We start from the raw sequence: 2,827 nt of genomic DNA, 5'->3' as shown, positions 1-2,827 counted from the left end.
GTAACCGTCCGATTGTTACCGCGGCTTATGGGCCTTGAAGCGCGCGGCGAGTTCGGGATCGTCGATAAAGTCATCGAGGAATTGGTGCCAGGCCTTGGTCGTGAGACGTCCATCGCTGAGCATGTCCGTCAGTTCTTTCACGCCATCACCGGTCAGCGCGGTGATGGCCTCGTCCGGACCGGTGTAGACGCTGACAATGGCACCGTAGGTGAGGTTGTCGTCGTTTGAAATGATGGCTTCCAGCAACTCCACGTTCTCGTCGAGTATCCTGGCGACGTAGTCGAGGGTGAGGAAGGAAGTGACAGCGGCCATCAGACGGCCAGTGCTTGCGGGATGGTGAGCGGCACCCAGTTCCAGGGTAACAGCTCGTCGATCCTGTTGATCTTGTGATCGTGGATGCGATTGAGCAGGTCGGTGATGTATGCTTGTGGATCGAGGCCGTTCATTTTGGCGCTTTCGATCAGCGTCATGGCGCGGGCGAGGGTTTCGGCGCCTGTTTCGGAGCCGGCGAATAACCAGTTCTTCTTGCCCAGGCATATGGGCCTGACGGCCCGCTCGGCAGCGTTGTTATCGATGGCGACGCGTCCATCGTCGATAAAGAGGCTGAAGGCGTGCCAGCGCCCCAGGGCGTAGCGAAAGGCCTTCGCCAGGTCCCCCTTGGCCGAGATACGGGTGAGTTGCTTCTCGGCCCAGCTATGCAGAGCGTCGAGCTTGGGTCGGCTCAGCTCCTGGCGTACTGCCCGGCGGATATCGGCAGGCTGGCCCGCGATCTTGCGCTCGATGTCGTAGAGTTGTCCGATACGCTCGAGCGCCTCGTGCGCGATCTCAGATTTTTGCGATGTCCAGATGTCATGAAAATCGCGTCGCCAATGCGCAAAGCAGGCCGCTTCCCGGAAGCGAGGCTCACCATCCGCGACGGGTTCGTAGAGCTTTGCATAGCCTTTGTAGGCATCGGCTTGCAGGATACCGCTTGCGCTGCCCAAGTGAGCCAGCACGTGCTCGGCTTTCCAGTTGGGCGCATAGCGGTAGACGACCCCAGGCGGCGCGGTGCCGGCCCAAGGCCGCTGATCACAGACATAGCCCCAGATCCGGCCTTGCATCACACCCTTGCCGATACCCTTGGCGCGTCGTTCCGGAGCCAGCACGCGGATCGGTGTGTCGTCGGCGTGCAGGATGTCGCTGCCCAGGACCGAGGCCTCGATCCGGTCGATCACCGGCTGCAGTATCCGCATCGAGCGACCACACCAATCGGCCAGCGTGCTGCGTGGGATGTCGGCACCCATGCGCGCGATGATCTCGTTCTGCCTGTACAGCGGCAAATGGTCGTCAAACTTCGAGATCAGCACGTAAGCCAGGAGACTTCCTCCAGCCATGCTGCCGGGGATCGGTCGGCTCGGGGCTGGCACCTGGACCATCTTCTCGCAGCAACGGCAGGACTTCTTCGGGCGGGCGACTTCGATGACCTGGAGCTTTGCCGTGATCATCTCGAGGATCTCGCTCACGTCTTCGCCGACGAGACGCAACTCGCCGCCGCACTCCGGACAGGTGCTGCCGGGGTCAAGTTCGTGGCGTTGGCGCGGCGTATCCGCCGAGACGCGTGGGCGCCGAGATGGACGCGGCCCAGGGGCGGTCTCGGCAGAAGCGGCCGCGGCTTGCGCCTCGGAATCGTCCTGGTCACTTGTCACGAGGTCCTGTTGCGCGATCGAAACAAGCACGTCTTCGAGAGCGAACTCGAGTTGCTCGATCTCGCGTTCGATCTTCTCAGAGGATTTGCCGAAAGCCTGCTTCCTGAGCCTGGCGATCTGCAAACGCAGTGCCTGGACAATCAGGTCATGGGCGCGCAGTGTCGTCGTCAGCTTCTTGTTCTGGGCCTGTAACTGGGCGATCAGCGCCTTGAGGAGGGCCGGGTCTTCGGGAAGATCGGATGCCACGTTCAGCATGGCTCTTTCTACAGGAAAACGGCCCCAAAGCCTAGCAAAACAGCCGCTTTCGTAGAAGAAAAGTTACCCCGCGCGTGTCGGCGGCGCACCCCAGTTCGGACGCCTCCAGTCGATCCCTTCCCACAGCATCGCGAGTTGGGCCGATGTCAGTCGCGCCGCCCCGTCAGCCGCAGAGGGCCAGGGAAAACGGCCGCGCTCCAGGATCTTGTAATAGAGGCAAAATCCCTGACCATCCCAGTAAAGCAGCTTCAGCCTGTCGCCGCGCCGTCCCCGAAAGGCGAATACGGCACCACTGGCCGGCTTCTGTCGCAGTGCGGTCTGGGCCAGCATTGCAAGACCCGAAATCCCTTTGCGCATGTCAGTGACGCCGCAGGCGAGATAGACCCTTACGCCGGTGCCCGGTCCGATCATGCAGCTTCCACCGACCGGATAAGCCGGGTCAAGGCAGCAGCCTCGATGCCGGCATCGAAGCGAAGCCGCCGTCCTTGCGCCAGACACAGCTCGACGATCAAGGGCGAGACCACCCCCCGGTCATCGAGCACGGGCTCCGCGCTTAGCATGGGCACCCCGATATCGACCGGCAAGAAGGTCGGTCCGTCCCCCGCGGGTAGCAAGCCCCGCTTCCTGAACAGATGGCGCCATTGATAGATCTGGCTTCGCGACACATCGTAGCGTCGCGCGACGCGCGCTAACGTCTCTCCGTTCACTCCCACAGCGGCGACGATATCGAGCTTCTCCGCGTTGCTCCAACGACGACGCCGTTCCCGGCCCAATATCTCCACTGCCGTCCCTCGCTCTGGCTCAGGACGTCCATATCGACGTCCTTATGGACGTCCCTTACGCGCTCACGTCACAGCAAGGCAGGCGGCCTCAACCGGTCGGTTACG

At 62.3% G+C, this 2,827-nt stretch carries 4 protein-coding genes; all 4 read right to left on the bottom strand.

What is annotated here, in order from left to right:
- Nucleotides 1-15: 15 nt before the first annotated feature.
- Nucleotides 16-312, bottom strand: a complete 297-nt coding sequence (locus HHL08_RS25095) for a hypothetical protein (RefSeq protein WP_169575568.1) — start codon at nt 310-312, stop codon at nt 16-18.
- On the bottom strand, nt 312-1,940 hold the full coding sequence (gene tnpC, locus HHL08_RS25090) for an IS66 family transposase (protein WP_169575567.1): 1,629 nt from the start codon (nt 1,938-1,940) through the stop codon (nt 312-314). Before tnpC ends, HHL08_RS25095 begins: the two co-directional genes overlap by 1 nt.
- Before the next feature lie 63 nt (nt 1,941-2,003).
- Nucleotides 2,004-2,351 (bottom strand): IS66 family insertion sequence element accessory protein TnpB, encoded by a 348-nt coding sequence (tnpB, locus tag HHL08_RS25085; protein WP_169575566.1) that lies wholly within the window; start codon nt 2,349-2,351, stop codon nt 2,004-2,006.
- Nucleotides 2,348-2,722: an IS66-like element accessory protein TnpA gene (gene tnpA / locus HHL08_RS25080; protein WP_169575565.1), complete on the bottom strand. Its 375-nt coding sequence runs from the start codon at nt 2,720-2,722 to the stop codon at nt 2,348-2,350. The genes tnpB and tnpA overlap by 4 nt, the downstream gene beginning before the upstream one ends.
- Nucleotides 2,723-2,827: the final 105 nt, after the last annotated feature.

It is taken from the genome of Sphingobium psychrophilum, from assembly GCF_012927105.1.
Taxonomy (GTDB): Bacteria; Pseudomonadota; Alphaproteobacteria; order Sphingomonadales; family Sphingomonadaceae; genus Sphingobium; species Sphingobium psychrophilum.
This window is presented reverse-complemented; position numbering and strand designations above follow the sequence as displayed.